Consider the following 17,990-nt stretch of genomic DNA (forward strand, 5'->3'; position numbering starts at 1 on the left):
GCGCCTTGCTAGGAGAAATAACATGGGTGGTTTGAGTATTTGGCACTGGGTCATCGTGCTGGTGGTCGTGATGCTGATCTTCGGCACCAAAAAGATCAGCAATATGGGTTCCGACCTGGGCAAGGCCGTCAAGGGCTTCAAGGATGGCGTCAAGGGCGACGAAGAGAAGGCTGCCGAAGCCAACCCGGCCCAGCCGACGCAGCAGGTGGCCGACAAGTCGACCATCGACGTGGAAGCCCGCGACAAGACCCGCTTGTAATCCGCAGTCCCCATGATCGACCTCGGACTGTCGAAAATCGCGATCATCGGCGTGGTCGCCCTGATCGTGATCGGCCCTGAAAAGCTGCCCAAGGTGGCGCGCATGGCCGGCACGCTCTATGGCCGCGCCCAGCGCTACCTGCATGACGTGAAGTCCGAGGTCAGCCGCGAGATCGAGCTCGACGAGCTGCGCAACCTGCACAAGGAAGTGCAGGAGAAAGCGCAATCGTTCAAGAGCGAGGTCGAGTCGGCCACCAGCGATTTCGAGTCGTCCGTCACCAGCCACGTCGACGAGGTCGAGGCCTTGTGGGATGACCGCGCGGTGCACGACAGCAGCGCCACGACGGTCACGCCGACCGTGGCCGACATCGACCGCAAGGCCAGGGATTTCCGCCGCAAGAAGCTGGTGCGCACCTCGAGCGTGCCGGCCTGGTACAAGAACCGCCATGGCACCAAGCGCCATGTGATGTCGGGCGCCGCCCGGGTGCGCAAGTTCCGCCCCGGCAACGCCAGCAAATCCAATTCTTCTTTCTTCTAAATGACTGAGCAAGCCGCCGGCGAAGACACTTTCATCTCGCACCTGGTCGAGCTGCGTGACCGCCTGGTCAAGGCCTCGATCGGGATCGCGATCGTGTGCGCCGCGCTGATGGCGTGGCCGGGGCCGTCGCATATCTACGACCTGATCGCCGCGCCGATGATCGCCTCGATGCCGCCCGGCTCGACCATGATCGCCACCGGCGTCATCTCGCCGTTCCTGGTGCCGATGAAGGTCACCCTGCTGCTGTCCTTCATCCTGGCGCTGCCCTGGGTGTTCTACCAGGCCTGGGCTTTCGTCGCGCCCGGCCTGTATGCCCACGAAAAGCGCCTGGTGCTGCCGCTGGTGATCTCGTCCTCGGTCCTGTTCATCGCCGGCGTCGCGTTCTGCTACTTCTTCGTGTTCGGCCGCGTGTTCCACTTCATCGGCGAATTCGCGCCGACCTCGATCGCGGTCATGCCCGATATCGAAAACTACCTCGATTTCGTGATGTCGATGTGCCTGGCCTTCGGCGCCTCGTTCGAGGTGCCGGTGGTGGTCGTGATCCTGGTGCGCATGGGCATCGTCAGCCTCGAGAAGCTGCGTTCGGTGCGTTCCTACGTGATCGTCGGCGCCTTCGTGATTGCCGCCATCGTCACCCCGCCGGACGTGGTCAGCCAGCTGGCCCTGGCCATTCCGATGTGCCTGCTCTACGAGCTGGGCCTGCTGGTGGCGCCGATGTTCGCGCGCGCCACCCGCGCGCCGGAAGAAACCGCATAACAATGTACGCCGGGCGCTGCCCCGGCGCTACGGACAATTCCCCACGATGTAGTACCCCTGCGCCGTCTGCGCCAGCGTGCTGGTGAAGAAGGTGTTGTACAGTCCCATGTTCTGGTTCGAGCCGTTGGCGAGCGCATAGCCGCCGCTCGCGTGCGCGCGCCCCGCCTGGACATGGGCATAGTTGCTGGCGCTGGACGTGGTGCAGGTGAATACCGGCGGCGGCGTGCCCGTCCCCACCTGGAAGGCGGGAAGGGCGCAGGCATTCGACGTTTGTCCGTTATTGCCGATGGCCGTCACGCTGCCGCCGTAGCTGCCGTCCGCGCGGTTCGCATAGGCCTTGCTGAAGGCGGCGCCGCTGCCGGCCGCATCGTCGTCGACCGGCGACGGGCCGTTGAGCAGCACCCGGTAGCCGGCGATCGACCCTTCGGCGAAACTGGCGGCGCCGTTCACCGTGACCGTCGATCCCGACACGCTGGCGCTGCACGAGGCCATGACGGGCGCCGGCGCCTGCGACACCCGCAGGTTCTTGTTGAACCAGAAATCCATGATGAAGGCCGGGTAGTTCACGCGGGTCGCATTCACGTAGTTGGCGTTCTGGCCGCCCGTGCCGGCGGGCCAGGCGTGGCCGAGCCCTGTCACCGTGATCTGCGAGGTGCGCACCTTGCCGTTCGCGTCCGTGTATTCCACATTGCTGCCGCTGCCCGGCACGGTCACCGCCGCGCCTTGCGTCCAGGCGCCGCCATACACCTGGCGCATGGCGGCGGCGTCCAGCGGGCCATAGGCTTGCGCCACCGTGTAGTCGCTGCTTCCCCAGATCACGCCCGTGACCTGGGTCGCGAAATGGTCAAGCGCGCTGCCCGCCATCGCGCGGCAGGCATTGGCCGCGGTGGTCGCCGTATAGCCGGAAGGGACGATCGAGATCTGGCCGGTGGTGACGCCCGGCGGCGGGGCGGCCGACAGGCCCAGGCCGGCGAAGATCTCGGGCGCGGTGCAGCCCAGCACCATGGCCTTGGCGCCGCCCGAGGACAGGCCGGCCACGTACACCTGTTTCGGATCGATCGCGTATTGCGGGTTGGAGAGGAAGCGGTTGATCAGGTCGAGCAGCACCGCCGTGTGGCCATAGGAACGGCTGCGGTTGGTGGCGGCCCAGTCCCAGCAGTGGGTACCATAGACGTTGCCGGTGGCGTTCGGCGCCAGGATCACCGCGCCGTACTGGTCGGCCACCGCCTTCCAGTTGTAGCCGGCGTCGCCGCTGCCGTTGATCACGTCGCCGCCCGCGGTCTGGGCGCAACCGTGCAGCACCAGCACCAGCGCGCGCTTGTTGTCCAGGCTAGGTGGCGTGGCGGGCCAGTAGTAGTAGCCGCTCAGGGCGCCGCCGTGGGTGGTATCGTTGGCCCAGACCTGGTTGGCGCTCCAGGCGCCGGGGCCGGCCTGGACCGGGGTCTGGGCGAAGGCAGGGGGCAACGGCGCACACAGCGCCAGGCAGATCGCGGCTTGCGCCGCTCGTCGGTGGAAGGGCAGCATGCGGAGTCTCCGAATATGGTTGTCGTGGGCTTGCCGGTGTCGGCCTGCCACATTCATCATAGTTCGGGAGACGGGGCGCACAAGCGGGCGTGCGAGCACGCCGCTTGTGCGTTTTTGCACGGCCTGGACAGCCATGCGGACGGGGTTACTGCATCAACTCCGAGATCATCTTGACCGGCGCATTGCCGTAGCTGAGGAACTGGTCGTGGAATTCCTTCAGCTTGAAGCGCTCGCCCAGCTGCTGCTTGCGGCGTTCGCGCAGTTCCATGATCTGGTGGTAGCCGCTGAAGTAGCTGGTCAGCTGCACCGAGGTCAGGGTCACGCGGCGCCATTTTTCGTCGGCTTCCTGGCGCGTCTGGAAGGCCTGGCGCGTGAGCAGGTCGATCGCCGCCTCTTGCCCCATGCCGTTCACGTGCACGCTGTAGTCGAGGATGGTGTTGGTCACGCTGCGCAGGTTCCATTTCGAGTACATCAGCCACATCTCGGGCGCGTTGTCGCCGTAGCCCGATTCGAGCATCATGCGCTCGCCATACACGGCCCAGCCTTCGACCATGGCGCCATTGCCGAACAGCGACTTGATCAGGGAAGGCGAGCGGTTGGCGTGCACCAGTTGCGCATAGTGGCCGGGGATCGCCTCGTGGATGTTCAGGATCTGCAGGATCCACTCGTTGTACTCGCGCAGGCTGCTCTCGGCCTGTTCCGGGGTGAGGTTGTCCATCGGCGTGACGTTGTAATACGTCTTGTCCTTCGAGCGGTAAGGGCCCGGCGCGTCGATGCTGGCGCCGGCCACGCCGCGCTGGTACATCGGGGTCTCTCGCACCTCGAGCGGCTTGCTCGGGTCCAGCGTCAACAGGTCATGCTTGATCACCCAGTCCTGCAGCAGCGGGATCTGGCGCCGGATCTCGGCGAAGAAGTTCTCGCGTGCGACGTGGCGGCTCGATAACTTGTCGATCATCATGCCGATCTTCTGGAAGCGGTCCTGCGGCTTGGCGACGCCCGCCATATAGCGCGGCCACAGCTCGTCCGAGATGCGGTCCATGTTCGACAGCAGTTCCTCGCGCGTGACCAGGGCCTTGCGGAAGGTCTCTTCGGCGCTGGAGGACGACTGGATGTCGAGCGCGAACTTCTGCTCGTACAGCGCCTTGCCGGCGCGGAAAGGACGCGCCTTGCCGTTGGCCGCCTGGCGCTGCTCGACACCGTTCAAAAAGTCGACGTAACCCAGCACCGCGCTGCCGGCGTTGGCGATGCGCTGGGCAAAGATCGCCTTCTCTTGCGGCGTCAGGATCGATTCCTCGGCCGCCTTGCCCAGGTCGGCCAGCACGGCCAGCGTGCCCGGCGCCTGGCCGATCGCGAGCTGGGTGTGCTCGCGCGTCGGGTTGGTAATGGAAGCCTGCGCCGCCGCGTAATAGTCCGGCACGTCGGCCAGGCGCTTGAGGATGGTGCGCAGGCGCTGCGGCTTGGCCGCGTAGTCGGTGTTCAGGATCAGGTCGAGCGGCGCGGCGACGTTGTACTGCGATGGGTTCCACTCGTGTTCGCGCCAGGTGGTGAGGCGCCAGCGGTCCTTCTCCAGCTTGTTGACCAGGAGGGCCAGGTCGGTGCGGTAGCGCGGCGACAGCTGCCTGGGATCGAGCTTGCCGAATTTTTCCAGCCACTCGTTGGCGAAGGCGAGCTGTTTCGCGCGCGTGTCGGCGTTCGGGATGGTGAGATTCGCTGCGTGGTCGAACTTGCCGACGTAGATGCCGCCCTCGGGATCCATGCGCCACAGGGCGGTCAGGTATTGCATGCTCAGGGTCGACATGCGGCGGTCGACGCGCGTTTCCGCGGCGTTGGCGCCGGCCGCCCCCGCGGCTGCGGCGCCGGCGCCGACGGCAGCGGCGCCGACCAGGGCCTTCTTGCCCTTGCTGGAAGTCTTCTTCTTGACGACCTTCGAGGATTTCGCCTTGCCCTTGGCTGGCTTGGAGGTGGCGGCGACGGCCGGCGTCAGTGCGAAACACGCCAGCAAGGCCGCCAGCGCGATTTTCGTTTTCATCATCGTATTCAGCCCTGTAACTAAGGAGATGTCTTGCTCGCGGGAGGCGCGAAGGCGTGCAGATTAGCACTAATTGCATCATTTGCGGGCAGCTGAAACATTCCGACACGCATGAATACCAATATTGACGAATCGATAAAATCAGCGCCCGAGTCCCGCCTTGAGCATCTCCAGCATATCCCCCGGCGACATGCGCGCCGCCATCTCGGTCCCTTCCAGCAGGCTGTCGGCCAGGTCGCGCTTGTGGCGGTGCAGGTCGACGATGCCTTCCTCGATCGTGCCGCGCGCGACCAGGCGGTAGATGGTCACCGGCCGCTGCTGGCCCATGCGGTGGGCGCGATCGGACGCCTGGTCCTCGACCGCCGGGTTCCACCACGGGTCCATGTGGATCACGTAGTCGGCCGCCGTCAGGTTGATGCCGACGCCGCCCGCCTTCAGGCTGATGAGGAACAGGTCGCCCTCGCCGGCCTGGAAGGCGTCCACGCGGCGCTTGCGTTCCTGGATCGGGGTCGATCCGTCCAGGTACTGGTAGGCGACGCCCTGGGCGTCGAGATACTGGCGGATCAGGGTCAGGTGGTCGACGAACTGGCTGAACACCAGCACCTTGTGCCGGTTCTCGAGCAGGTCGGTCGTCAGGCGCGCGAAGGTCGCCAGCTTGCTGCTGGCGACGCCGGCGCCGGGCGCCACCAGCTCGGGATTGCAGCAGGCGCGGCGCAGCCGCATCATCTCGGCCAGGATCTCGATCGCCTTCTGGCCCTCGGGCGCCTCGAGCGCGGCCAGCTTGTCGAGGGCCTGGCGCCGCAGCGATTCATAGAGCGCATTCTCTTCGGCGCTCAATTCCACCGGGACCACGATCTCGGTGCGCGGCGGCAGCTCGGACAGCACCTGCGCCTTGGTGCGGCGCAGGATGAAGGGCGCGGTCAGGCGCTTCAAACGTGCGTGCGCGCCGGCCTCGGCGCGTTTGTCCTGGGCTTTCTCGATCGGGCCGGCAAAGCGCAGCTGGAACTGGTCGGCGCTGCCCAGCAAGCCCGGATTGATGAAGCGGAACAGGTTCCACAATTCTCCCAGGTGGTTTTCCAGCGGCGTGCCGGTGGCCGCCATGCGGAAGTCCCCCTGCAGCGCCATCACCGCCTGCGAGCGCTTGGTGTGCATGTTCTTGATCGCCTGGGCCTCGTCGAGCACGATGCTGTGCCAGCGCCGGCCCTTGAAGCGCGCCGCTTCCAGCTGCAGCAGGCCGTAGCTGACCACGACCACGTCGAACGGCCCGGCGTCGTCGACCGTGGCGGCGCGTTCGCCGGGACCGAACAGCTTCAGGTTCAGGGTCGGCGCGAAGCGCGCCGCCTCGTCGATCCAGTTCAGGCACACCGAGGTCGGCGCCACCACCAGCGCCGGGCCGTCCTTGGCGCGCGTGAGCAGCAGCGCCAGCGCCTGCAAGGTCTTGCCCAGGCCCATGTCGTCGGCCAGGCAGGCGCCCACGCCCCAGTGGGCCAGGCGCGCCAGCCACTGGAAGCCTTCGACCTGATAATCGCGCAGCTCGGCCTGCAGGGTGGACGGCAGCTCGGGCAGATACGCCGCATTGTCGGCCATGCGTTTCAGGTGCCCCTGCCAGGCCTTGTCGGCGTCGACGTGGCCGGCGTCGCGCGCCAGTTCGTCCAGTGCGAAGCTGGCCAGCGCATGGGTGCGGATGCCGTCGCCGTGCAGTTCGCCATACGCCCCCAGCTCCGTCAGGCGCCGGTGCAGCTCGTCGGACAGGGCCAGGTATTCGTTCTCGCCCAGGGCCACGAAGCGGCTGCCGCTCTCCTGGATCTTTTCCAGCAGGGTGCGCAGGTTCATCACGCGCCCTTCGTCGATGACGACGTCGCCGCTGGCCGCGAACCAGTCGCGCTCGCGCCGGATCTGCACCCGCACCGACTTCGTCGTGGCCTTCTTCGTGACCCTGAATTTTTCGCCCTCGGGCCAGGCGACCACGATGGCGTCGCCATCCAGCGCGCGCAGCTGGTCGACCAGCTCCAATGCCAGCAGCGGCTGGCCGAGCAGCCATTCGCCGTGGTCCGGCTCCGCGTGTTCGAGGGCCTGGCATTTGCCGATCAGCTGGCGCTCGGCTTCGCGCTCGGCGTTCAAGTCGCGCCGCGCTTCGGTGCGGATGCCCTCGACGTCGGCGATCACATTGGCCGCGCCTTCCCCAGGGCCGTAATAGGCGCCGTCCGGCAGGGGGCGCACCAGCAGCTGCATGCGCATGCCCTGCTGGTAGGGACGCAGCAGCACGTGCAGGCGCGGGTCGGCCGGCACGGTCTCGATATCGCTGCTGCTGGCGCCGATGTCCGATTGCACGGTGACGATCGACGACACCGCCCCGATCGCGCGCAGCACGCGGCGCTCGGCCGCCATCGGCACCGTCAAGCCTGCGCCGACGATGGCGGCGATGCGTCGGTGCTCGTCCCTGACGTGCACCAGGCGCAGGCGGGTCGGCGTCTCGCGCGTGACCACGACCTCGCCGTCGCCGTCTTCCACCGGCGGATGCAGCACGATCGACACCATCTCGCCCTGTTTCTTGACCAGCAGTTCCGGCTCGCCCGGCAGCAGCTCGACCCGGGTGCCGGGCGAATCCATCCAGAACAGCAGCGGATGGCCGACCAGGGCGGCCAGCGCCTTGTGCACCTCGAGCTCGAAACGGATGCCGCTGCCGGCGTAGTAGCGGCGGCCGGCGATCGCGTTCACCGCCTGCAGGTCTTGCGCGGTGAGGAAGTCGAGCGCGGCGCCTTCCTCGGCCAGGCGTTTCAGGCCCATGGCGCGGCCGCGGCTCCAGCCGCCTTGCGCGTCGCGCTTCTGCTCGCGCGGCTCCAGCTCCTGCACCCCCAGGTGCGGGTCGTAGCGGATCAGCCAGACCAGGCGCGACTCGCGGACGTTTTCCACGTTCGCCGCCGGCTGCAGGTTGATCAGGGCGTTCAGCTGGCGTTCCCACGGTTCCTCGCGCGCGAACCAGCCGGTCATGTCGGGCAAGCGGTGCCTGCGTCGCAGTTCACTGGCGCGCGCTTCGTGGGCCAGGTGGCCGGCCTGGCCCATCTGCGCCAGCACGCCGGCCAGCTGGGCCGACCACAGGTCGAAGCCGGCCGCCTCGGATTGCAGCAGCATGTCTTCCAGCCGTGCGCGCTGGTCGTTCAATGCGGGCAGGGCCAGCCAGTGATGGATCAGGGCGCGGAACACGGTCGGTTCCAGCGACAGCTCCCAGCTGCGCGTGCCGAACAGCGCGGCGTCGACGGTGCCGCGCTGGATCTCGTGCAGCATGCCGAGCTGGAACCAGACCGCGTTGTCGGGCCGCTGCACCGCGCGCGTCTCGATCTCGAGCCAGGCATCGGCCAGCTTGCGGTAAGCCGGATCGCTGCTGCGCAGCAGGGCGGCCATCGCGATGTGCGCGCAGTGGCCGTCGAACACGGCCTTGCGCTTGCCGGTTTCGCGGCGCAGCTGCTTGATCGACGCATCGATGCCGGCCAGGCCTGTATCCGTGTCGTCGCGCAGCACCTGCACCACGCTGCGCAGGAACAGGCCGGGCGAATCGCCCGTCTCGTTCACCAGCGACAAGGCGTCATCCAGACGCCCGCACAGGATGTAGTGCTCGCCCAGCGAGCGGCGCAGCGGGCTTTCCGGGCTGCTGCGCGCCACCAGTCGCTCGGCGTACTCGCGTACCGCTGGCGCAAGCTGGGGTTCGCTGCGCGCATGCATGACCAGGATGTGCAGGATGCCTTCGCGCAGGCGCGGGTGGATGCGCTCCATCATGCCTGGCGCGAACGGGCGCGCGCAGACGTCGACCAGCGGATGCAGGTAGCTCGCCTCGTGGCAGCGCTGGCAGGCGTCCAGCAAGGGGGAAACGACGTCGTGTTCCTGTCCGGTCAGCAGGGCGATGCGCAGCAGGGCCAGGCCCTGGCGGTAGCTGCGCAGCATCAGGTTGCCCTGCCAGTCGCGGCGCACGGTCGAGACCTGGCCATAGGCGGCGGCCACGCTGTCGAACAGGCCATCGTCGAGGGCCGCGTCCAGCACCGGCCAGGACAGCTCGGGCGCGATGGCGGCGCCGCGCTCGCCCATCTCGACCACCAGCTTGCGCTCGCGCAGGCGCGCCAGTTCATCGACCCATTGCGCGATCGGCAGCGCCACGCCCAGCGCCCGCATATGCTCCAGGATGCGCTGGCGGCCCATCGGTTCGCCCGCGATCGCCAGCACGACCAGCAGCGCCCGTTCTTCCGCCGTGCAGGCGGCCAGGCGCGCGTTCACATCGTCAGTCGTCATGCGAGGTTGTCGATCTCCACCGCCGGCAGGCCGTCCGGCACCGGGATGCCGAACACGCGCAGATAGAAGTACAACTCCGCTTCCAGCGTGCGCACCACGCTGTCCGCCTTGCGGAAGCCATGGCCTTCGCCTTCGAGCGTCAGGTAGGCCACCGGCAGCTTGCGCGCGCGCAGCGCCTCGACCACGCTCTCGGACTGCTGCGGCGGCACCACCTTGTCGTCCAGGCCCTGGAAGAAGATCATCGGCCGCCGCAGTTTATCGGTATGGTGGATTGGCGAGCGCTCGCGGTACACCGCCGCGGCGGTTTCCGGCGGCGCGATCAGGTACTGGTTGTAGTGCGACTCGAACTTGTGCGAGTCGGCGTCCAGGCCGGCCAGGTCGGACACGCCGTAGTAGCTGGCGCCGGCCTTGAAGACGTCGTGGAAGCCGAGCGCCGACAGCACGGTCAGGCCGCCGGCGCTGCTGCCGCGGATCAAGAGGCGTTCGGGATCGACGATGCCCTGCGCCGCCAGGTGGCGCGCGCCGGCCACGCAATCCTCGACGTCGACCACGCCCCATTGATGCTTGAGCAGGTTGCGGTAGGCGCGCCCGAAGCCGGTGCTGCCGCCATAGTTCACGTCGAGCACGGCGAAGCCGCGGCTGGTCCAGTATTGGGTGGACAGCTTCAGGGTGCTGGCCGCCATGCCGGTCGGGCCGCCGTGGCCGATCACGATCAGCGGCGGCAGTTCGCGCGCCGGGGGCGCATGGTCGGCATTGGTCGGCGCATAGTAGAAGGCGTGGGCGGTGCGACCATTCTCACTCGGATAATCGATCGCCAGCGGCACCGACAGGTAGCCGGTGGCCGGCAGTTGCGGGATCGAATGCGCCAGCACCTCGCTGCTGTTGTTGGCCAGGTCGATCCGCGCCAGTTCCGGCGCGATGGTCGGCGCGCCGCCCAGCACGGCCACGACGTCGCCCTGCACCCGCAGCTCGCGGATCTCTTCATACGGCGACTCCAGCGGCAGCAGCTTGCCGCCCGACAGGCGCGCCAGATAGCTGACGCCTTGTTCGACGTAGGCGCACACGATCTCGTCCTCGGAACGGAAGCCGTACAGCGAACCGCCGAAGCTCCAGTGCGGGCCGCCGAATTCAGCCGCGCGCGGGCACAGCGCGTGCACGACGCCGTGGTCGTAGCGGTACAGGTTCCACCAGCCGCTGCGGTCCGACACGAAGTGCAGCACGCCGCCGGGCGACCACTCGGGCTGGCAGATCGATTCGTCAAGGCCGCCCGCGACCAGGCGGCCGTTCACCAGCGTCCCATCGGCGGCCACGTCGGCCAGCCACAGTTCCGTGCCTTCCCACGGCATGCGCGGATGGTCCCAGCACAGCCAGGCCAGCTGGCGGCCATCGGGCGACAGGCGCGGCGCCGCATAGAAGTCGTTGCCGTCCACGAGCACGGTCTCGACGCCGTCGAAGCCGACCGCGGCCAGCGTATTGACGGGGTGGGCGGCGCCGGCCGAATGATCCTCGCGCACGGCGACCAGGCGTTGGCGTGCGCCGTCGAGCACGAAGTCGGCGAAGCGGTGGCCCGTGCCCTCGGCGCTCACGGCGACCGGCTGTCCGCCGATCTCGACCCGGTACAGGCGGTTGTCCACATGGTGCGAGAACCAGGCCACGCCGCCCGCCAGCAGGCAGGCGCCGCCGCCGTACTCATGGACGCGGCTGCGCACATTGAAGGGCGCGGGCGTCAGCTCGCGCGTGCCGGCGGCGTCGTGCAGCATGAGCGTCGTGCGTCCGCCTTCGCTGGCGCGGCCCTCGAGCCAACCCAGGCGCGGGCCGTCGAGCATCGTTTGGGACAGCGGCACCGCGCCGGCCGCGACCACCGCGGCGCTGATCGGGGAGGGCCAGGCGCCGCAAGGCAAAGGATGTTTGCTGGTGGCAATCGTCATGATCCGGACTCTTTCCTTGGTGGGGGCGCCTATTATAGTGTTCGCCCAAGAATGCGATAATAGCCGTTTCCTTACCAACGCCATTGTCAGCCATGCCACAATTTGCCCCGCTCCAGAACGACACCTTCCTGCGTGCGCTGTTGCGCCAGCCAACCGACTACACCCCGGTATGGCTGATGCGGCAGGCAGGCCGCTACCTGCCGGAATACCGCGCCACCCGCGCGCGCGCCGGCTCGTTCCTGGGGTTGGCGAAGAATCCCGACTACGCCACCGAAGTCACGCTGCAGCCGATCGACCGCTATCCGCTGGACGCGTCGATCCTGTTCTCGGACATCCTGACAGTGCCGGACGCGATGGGCCTGGGCCTGTATTTCGCCGACGGCGAAGGTCCGAAGTTCGAGCGTCCGCTGCGCAGCGAGGCCGAAGTCAACGCCCTGGCCGTGCCCGACATGGCGTCGCTCGACTATGTGTTCAAGGCGGTGACCTCGATCCGCACCGCGCTGAACGGCCGCGTGCCGCTGATCGGTTTCTCGGGCAGCCCGTGGACGCTGGCCTGCTATATGGTCGAAGGCGGCGGCTCGCGTGAATTCCATACGGTCAAGAAGATGCTGTACAGCCGTCCGGACCTGATGCACCGCATCCTGGACATCAATGCGCAGGCCGTGACCCAGTACCTGAACGCCCAGATCGACGCCGGCGCCCAGGCCGTGATGATCTTCGATTCCTGGGGCGGGGCGCTGGCCGACGGCGCCTACCAGGAGTTCTCGCTGGAGTACATGCGCAAGATCGTGGCCGGCCTGAAGCGCGAACACGACGGCGTGCGCATCCCGGCCATCGTCTTCACCAAGGGCGGCGGCATCTGGCTGGACGAGATGGCCGACATCGGCGCCGACGCGCTGGGCCTGGACTGGACCATGAACCTGGGGCGCGCGCGCAAGCTGGTGGGCGACCGCGTGGCGCTGCAGGGCAACCTCGATCCGGCCATCCTGTTCGCCGAACCGGACCAGATCCGCGCCGAAGTCGAGCGCTCGCTCTCCGCCTATGGCGCGCCGTCGAGCGGCCATGGCCACGTGTTCAACCTGGGCCACGGCATCTCGCAATTCACGCCGCCGGAATCGGTCAGCGCCATGGTCGACGCCGTCCACAGCTTCAGCCGCAAGCAGCGCGCCGCCTGAGTCATCCTCCGGACTGGCGGCCCTCTTGACAAGGCCGCCAGTCACCCCCTCACTTGTTCACAACTTCCTAAAAGTGGGTAAAAATTCCTGTGGACATCTCAGCATCTTCTGAATCAACGTAAGGCGATGATTTATAAGTGTTTTTTGCTTGAGGGTAGTGCTGAGTGCGTCCTGCACCACAAGGTTGTCCAGTAGAATTCAGCCAGTTTCGGCTCTTGTTCACAAAGTTATCAACAGACGTTTTAGCAATACGGAAAAGTGCTTGGTTTACCGGGACTTAGCGCGCTTCTTCAAGTATTGCCTTAGGTTTGTGATGCAACGCAGCGAGTTTTCCACCTCCGCCACCCCAGTTATGCACAACGCGGAAAAAGCCCTCGAGCTTGTTAACAGGTGTCAGGGCGAATATGCAAGTCATTGATTCATAAGTAAAAAATTGTCTTGAATTTGAGAATTATCGATTGCGACTTGATCTAACGTAAACCTTTGATGGGGTCAAGTCCCACGCTATTCACAAAGTTTTCCACAGATTTGCACAGGTTCCAGATTGTCAACCAGCACCGATAGCACGCATTGCTTCCTCGAAGTCGTGCTCGATACACCGCTGAACAGCAGTTTCGACTACCGCTGGCCATGCCGGCCGGGCGAAGAACCGCTGCCCGGCCAGCTGGCGCTGGTGCCGTTCGCGCGCCGCGAGGTCATGGCGCTGATCGTGGCGGTCAAGTTCGAGACCGATGTCGCGCCCGAAAAACTGAAGGATGCGCTGGCCGTGCGCAGCCAGCTGTCCCCCCTGCCGGAGCGCTGGATCGCCCTGGCGCGCTTCGCCGCCGACTACTACCAGCGTCCGCTGGGCGAGGTGGCGCTGCCCGGCCTGCCCAAGAACCTGCGCGTGCCCAAGACGGTGGCGCTGGACCGGGCCCTGAAAAAACTGGCCAAGCTCGACCAGGCACAAGATGCGACGGCGGTCGACATGCCGGTGCTGAACCCCGCCCAGCAGGAGGCGGCCGACGCGATCGGCGGCGCCGACGGCTTCACGCCGCTGCTGCTGTGGGGCGTGACCGGCAGCGGCAAGACCGAGGTCTACCTGCAGGCCTGCGCCCGGGTGCTCGCGCGCGACCCGCAGGCGCAGATCCTGATCATGGTCCCCGAGATCAACCTCACGCCCCAGCTCGAAGGGAATATCCGGGCCCGCTTCCCGGGCATGATGCTGGCCACCCTGCACAGCAGCCTGTCCGAGGGCGAGCGCATGCTGCACTGGCTGGCCGCGCATGGCGGCCAGGCGCGCATCGTGCTCGGCACCCGGCTGGCGATCCTGGCCTCGCTGCCGAACCTGCGGCTGATCGTGATCGACGAAGAGCACGACCCCTCGTACAAGCAGCAGGAAGGCTTGCGCTATTCGGCGCGCGACCTGGCCGTGTGGCGCGCGCACCAGCTGGGAATCCCGATCGTGCTCGGCTCGGCCACGCCGTCGCTCGAATCCTGGCATCACGCGCGCTCGGGACGCTACCGGCGGCTGGACCTGCGCGAGCGCGCCGTGCGCGACGCCGTGCTGCCGAAAGTCAGGCTGGTGGACATGGAACGCGACCGTCCACGCGACGGGCTGACGAGCGAGGTGCTGGCGGCCCTGCGCGGGCGGCTGGAGCGCGGCGAACAGTCGCTCCTGTTCCTGAACCGGCGCGGCTACTCCCCGGTGATCTGTTGCGACGCCTGCGGCTGGATCAGCAACTGCACCCGCTGCACCGCCTTCATGGTGCTGCACAAGCCCGAGCACCGGCTGCGCTGCCACCACTGCAGCCTGGAGTTGCGCATTCCGCGTTCCTGCCCGACCTGCGGCAACGTGGACCTGCAGCCGCTGGGACGCGGCACCCAGCGCGTGGAAGAGGGATTGCAAGCGATGTTCCCCGAGGCGCGCATCCTGCGCATCGACGCCGACTCCACGCGCCTGAAGGGCAGCGCGCAAGCCGCCTTCGACAGCGTGCACCGGGGCGAGGTGGACATCCTGATCGGCACGCAGATGGTCGCCAAGGGCCACGACTTCAAGAAGCTGACCCTGGTCGGGATCCTGAACCCCGACACCGTCCTGTTCTCGCAGGACTATCGCGCCAGCGAGCGCCTGTTCGCCCAGCTGATGCAGGTGGCGGGGCGGGCCGGCCGCGCCGGCGCGCCGTCCGAGGTGCTGGTGCAGACGCGGTATGCGCAGCATCCGCTGTACGGCGCGGTGATGCGCCACGATTACGAACGTTTCGCCGGCCAGCTGCTCGAAGAGCGCCGGGAAGCAGGCCTGCCGCCCTTCATGTACCAGGCCTTGCTGCGGGCCGAGGCGAAGGAGCTGCCGATCGCGATCGCATTCCTGGAAGCGGCGCGCGACTGCCTGCCCAGCGACGCCATCCTGATCAACGACCCGATCCCGATGACGATGACGCGGGTCCACAACGTGGACCGCGCCCAGCTGCTGGTCGAGTCCAGCTCGCGGCCCGCGCTGCAGGCCTTCCTGCGGGTCTGGGTCGATCAGCTGCGGGCGATGAAGTCGCGCGTGAAGTGGTCGCTCGAGGTCGACCCGCTCGACATTTAAGTCAAACCGCAGCCCTGGCGCCGCTGCGGCGGCGCTTGGCATAGCCCATCAGCGCCAGGCCGGCGCCGAGCAGCAGGCCGGTGGCCGGCTCGGGCACTTCGCCAGGTTCTTCCCCGGCCGCCGGTTCCACATTGAAGGTGATGGTGCCGAAGTCCCACTGGCCGTCCACTCCCAGCAGATCGTCGTAGTCTTCGAAGAATTCCAGGCGCAGGATGCCGTCGACGCCGACTTCGAACGCCAGGCCCAGGTCGACCAGGTTGGCGAACCCCGAGTAGCTCAGGGTGCCCGGGAACCACTCCTCGATGCCCGGCGTGAAGAACACGCCTTCGGTCTGCTTGGAATTTTCGAAAGCGACGACCATGTCCGCCAGCCAGCTCGGCGAATCGGCGGTCAGGGTGAAGTCGTAGGCGATGCTGGTGACGAGCGAGTTGGCGCCGATGTCGAGCAGGACGACCGTGTTGTCGGCGTCGCCGCGCAGTCCATGACTCTGGATGCCGGTGACATCGAAGGTGATCGGCGCGGCGAACAGCGACGACGAGGCGAACAGCGACAAGCTGACAAGCAGTTTCTTGAAGGTAGCAAGTTTCATGACGATCTCCCTGGTTGTGGAATTCACCGATGAGCAACAAGCGTGCCGGGGGACGTGGCTTCTTGCAATCAACTGATTTCTAAGGAGAAATTAATAAAGTATGGCTGCGATACCGGATGGTATGTAAAGTTGCTCGACATGCAATATGAATACGGTGCCGGATGCGGCGCCGATCCGGCGCATGCGGCAGGGCCGGATTCGCCACCGGCAGCGGCAAAATAGCGTATCGTTTTGCCTGTCATTAGCGCAGCAGCGGAGACCAGCAATGAAACAACTGAACGTGGACGTCGCCATCATCGGCACCGGCACCGCCGGCATGACCGCCTACCGCGCCGCCAAGGCGCAAGGGGCGCGCACGGTGGTGATCGAGAGCGGCCAGTACGGCACCACCTGCGCCCGGGTCGGCTGCATGCCGAGCAAGCTCCTGATCGCGGCGGCCGAGGCGACCCACGTGATCGACACCTGCGCGCCATTCGGCGTGCATGCCGGTGAAAAACGCATCGACGGCCGCGCCGTGATGGAACGGGTCAAGCGCGAACGCGACCGCTTCGTCGGCTTCGTGCTCGAAGGCGTGGAGGCGATGCCGGTGCAAGACCGCCTGCAGGGTCGCGCGCGCTTCACCGGCCCCTGCACGCTGGTGGTCGACGACCACACCGAGATCCAGGCCGGCCGCATCGTGATCGCCACCGGCTCCATGCCGCTGCGCCTGCCGCAACTCGAGAACGTCGGTCCCGGCGTCGTCACCAGCGACGACGTGTTCTATTGGGACGACCTGCCGCGCTCGGTGGCCGTGATCGGCACCGGCGTCATCGGTCTCGAACTGGGCCAGGCCATGGCGCGGCTCGGCGTGCGCGTGCGTTTCTACGCGCGCGGCGGCAGCATCGCCAACATCACCGATCCGGAAGTGCTGCGCTGCGCGGGACGGGTCTTGATGGAAGAACTCGACATCGCCTTCCAGACCGAGGTGGTCGGGGCCGTGCAAGAGGGCGACGAGGTGGCGCTGACGGTGCGCGATGCGCTGGGCAAGGAAAGCACCGAGCGCTTCCAGTACGTGTTGATGACGGCCGGCCGCACGCCGAACGTGCACGACCTGGGACTGGAGCATACGGGGCTGGAGCGCGGGCCGGACGGCATCCCCGTGTTCGATGCGCGCACCATGCAGTGCGGCACCAGCAACATCTTCATCGCGGGCGACGCCAACAACGAACGCCCGCTGCTGCACGACGCGGCCGACCACGGCAAGATCGCCGGCGACAACGCGGGCCGCTACCCGGACGTGCGTCCGGGCCTGCGCCGCGCGCCGATCGCGGTCGCCTTCACCGAGCCGAACATCGCCACCCTGGGCAAGAACTACAAGGCCCTGTGCGCCGGCGGCCAGCGCAAGTTCGCGGTCGGCAGCGTGTCGTTCGCCAACCAGGGCCGCAGCCGGGTCATGTTGCAGAACAAGGGGATGTTGCGGGTGTATGCCGAGTATGGCACCCGGCTGTTCCTGGGCGCCGAGATGATCGCGCCGCGCGCCGAACACCTGGCCCATCTGCTGTCATGGGCATTCCAGATGCGCCTGACGGTCGACCAGATGCTCGAGATGCCGTTCTACCACCCGGTGATCGAGGAGGGCGTACGCACCGCGCTGCGCGACCTGGCCGCCAACCTCTCCAAGGGCGATAGCCAGACCGACCCGGCCGATACCGAGCCGGGGACGTGACGCTCAGTTCAGCAGCGTGGTGTTCAGCTTGCCTTCGCTGGCGAGCTTGCGCAGGATGCGCACCGTGTCGAGGTCGGCTTCTTCATATGCCGACTTCTTGAACTCGTCATACATCGCATTGGCCGGATCGACGTGCTCGCCGGTGCCGTCGTCGTAGCAAAAACGCACCAGCAGCATGGCGTTGGTCGGCGCTTCGATGATCATGCGCAGGCTCGAGGCCGCGATCTCGCCCTGGGCCGGCACCTCATAGCGCACTTCCTGCAGTGGGGTCAGGAAAACCTGGTCTTCGATCACCAGGTCGCCGAAGGTCAGGCGGCGGCGGAAAGCGCCCGCCTCGCGCTCGACGATCTCGCTGGCGTCCAGGTGCGGAATGAACATCTTCGGGTCCTCGGCGCGCAGGACCAGGCCATGCCAGACCTGCTCGCGGGTGAGGGTGTCGATCAGCGGGTTCATCGGGTCGTTGATTTCTACGAGATGTTCGAATTTCATAGGGCGTATGTCCAGAAAATAGAGCCGCAGCGGAGCAAACCGCAAAGGACGCATGTTACTCGATTGCGCGCCCGCGCGTCCGGCGTCGTCCGCTCGGGCCATCCCGGCCGGTGTTGCAATCCGCAGTGTTGCAATCCGGTATATGTGGC

At 66.8% G+C, this 17,990-nt stretch carries 12 protein-coding genes; 6 read left to right on the top strand and 6 right to left on the bottom strand.

Annotation, left to right across the window (positions count from 1 at the left end; translation table 11 throughout):
• Positions 1-22: 22 nt before the first annotated feature.
• The 3 genes from tatA to tatC are packed head-to-tail and all read left to right on the top strand — an operon-like array spanning position 23 to position 1,552.
• Complete coding sequence (gene tatA / locus HMPREF9710_RS04795; protein WP_005664406.1) at positions 23-259, top strand: Sec-independent protein translocase subunit TatA; 237 nt, start codon at positions 23-25, stop codon at positions 257-259.
• Between the two features lie 12 nt (positions 260-271).
• Positions 272-796 carry a Sec-independent protein translocase protein TatB gene (tatB, locus tag HMPREF9710_RS04800; RefSeq protein WP_005664407.1) on the top strand — a complete coding sequence of 175 codons (525 nt, stop codon included), beginning with the start codon at positions 272-274 and terminating at the stop codon, positions 794-796.
• Positions 797-1,552, top strand: coding sequence for a twin-arginine translocase subunit TatC (gene tatC, locus HMPREF9710_RS04805; RefSeq protein WP_005664408.1), 756 nt, complete (start codon positions 797-799; stop codon positions 1,550-1,552).
• Between the two features lie 27 nt (positions 1,553-1,579).
• Here the strand turns inward: tatC and HMPREF9710_RS04810 are convergent, their stop codons facing one another.
• From HMPREF9710_RS04810 to HMPREF9710_RS04825, 4 genes are all read right to left on the bottom strand, one after another.
• A complete protein-coding gene (locus tag HMPREF9710_RS04810) occupies positions 1,580-3,091 on the bottom strand; it encodes an extracellular catalytic domain type 1 short-chain-length polyhydroxyalkanoate depolymerase (RefSeq protein WP_370660083.1) in 1,512 nt (503 codons plus the stop codon).
• 130 nt (positions 3,092-3,221) lie between these two features.
• Positions 3,222-5,108 carry a DUF885 domain-containing protein gene (locus HMPREF9710_RS04815; RefSeq protein ID WP_005664410.1) on the bottom strand — a complete coding sequence of 629 codons (1,887 nt, stop codon included), beginning with the start codon at positions 5,106-5,108 and terminating at the stop codon, positions 3,222-3,224.
• Between the two features lie 138 nt (positions 5,109-5,246).
• On the bottom strand, positions 5,247-9,386 hold the full coding sequence (locus HMPREF9710_RS04820; RefSeq protein ID WP_005664411.1) for a DEAD/DEAH box helicase: 4,140 nt from the start codon (positions 9,384-9,386) through the stop codon (positions 5,247-5,249).
• Positions 9,383-11,314, bottom strand: coding sequence for a S9 family peptidase (locus HMPREF9710_RS04825; RefSeq protein ID WP_005664412.1), 1,932 nt, complete (start codon positions 11,312-11,314; stop codon positions 9,383-9,385). Before HMPREF9710_RS04825 ends, HMPREF9710_RS04820 begins: the two co-directional genes overlap by 4 nt.
• A gap of 92 nt (positions 11,315-11,406) precedes the next feature.
• Between HMPREF9710_RS04825 and hemE the strand changes: the two genes are divergently transcribed.
• Positions 11,407-12,489: a uroporphyrinogen decarboxylase gene (gene hemE / locus HMPREF9710_RS04830; protein WP_005664413.1), complete on the top strand. Its 1,083-nt coding sequence runs from the start codon at positions 11,407-11,409 to the stop codon at positions 12,487-12,489.
• A gap of 544 nt (positions 12,490-13,033) precedes the next feature.
• A complete protein-coding gene (locus HMPREF9710_RS04835; protein ID WP_005664414.1) occupies positions 13,034-15,058 on the top strand; it encodes a primosomal protein N' in 2,025 nt (674 codons plus the stop codon).
• Position 15,059: 1 nt separating this feature from the next.
• On the opposite strand, the gene HMPREF9710_RS04840 is transcribed toward HMPREF9710_RS04835, so the two are convergent.
• On the bottom strand, positions 15,060-15,647 hold the full coding sequence (locus tag HMPREF9710_RS04840; RefSeq protein ID WP_005664415.1) for a PEP-CTERM sorting domain-containing protein: 588 nt from the start codon (positions 15,645-15,647) through the stop codon (positions 15,060-15,062).
• A 265-nt stretch (positions 15,648-15,912) separates the two neighbouring features.
• Here HMPREF9710_RS04840 and HMPREF9710_RS04845 point away from each other — a divergent pair, with 265 nt between their 5' ends.
• Positions 15,913-17,352 (top strand): dihydrolipoyl dehydrogenase, encoded by a 1,440-nt coding sequence (locus HMPREF9710_RS04845; protein ID WP_005664416.1) that lies wholly within the window; start codon positions 15,913-15,915, stop codon positions 17,350-17,352.
• A gap of 3 nt (positions 17,353-17,355) precedes the next feature.
• Here HMPREF9710_RS04845 and HMPREF9710_RS04850 read toward each other — a convergent pair whose 3' ends face one another.
• Positions 17,356-17,841, bottom strand: a complete 486-nt coding sequence (locus HMPREF9710_RS04850; RefSeq protein ID WP_005664418.1) for an SRPBCC family protein — start codon at positions 17,839-17,841, stop codon at positions 17,356-17,358.
• Positions 17,842-17,990: the final 149 nt, after the last annotated feature.

Origin of the sequence: Massilia timonae CCUG 45783, assembly GCF_000315425.1 — a bacterium.
Classification (GTDB): domain Bacteria; phylum Pseudomonadota; class Gammaproteobacteria; order Burkholderiales; family Burkholderiaceae_D; genus Telluria; species Telluria timonae.